Raw genomic sequence first — 275 nt, forward strand, 5'->3', positions numbered from 1 at the left:
GTATCGGACTCATCGTGGACATCGATACGGTGCCCAAGTTCGATCCGACCTGTACGAATGTCGCCAGCCATACAGTCCCGTGCGTTCTTGAGAGCGACGTCCGCAACCGCCTCTACGTCTATTTCGACACCGTCTGGATCGAGGATCTCATCCTCGCTGTTGCGCAAGTGCAGGTAGAATTTCGGCACTAGGGGCTCTCGCGATCAGGGGCGGGAGCAATCAACTCTCAGTCGATGGAAACCCGGGAAAGCAGCCAGCGATGATCGTCCCCTAAC

The 275-nt window shown here is 57.1% G+C and carries 1 protein-coding gene; it reads right to left on the bottom strand.

Annotated elements, in window-relative coordinates; translation table 11 throughout:
- A partial coding sequence (locus tag AC0IYH_RS31480; protein ID WP_471838162.1) for a DUF6894 family protein occupies positions 1 to 188 on the bottom strand: 188 nt, incomplete at its 3' end.
- Positions 189 to 275 lie beyond the last annotated feature (87 nt).

The sequence above is a fragment of the Pseudomonas sp. AC463 genome (assembly GCF_979253585.1).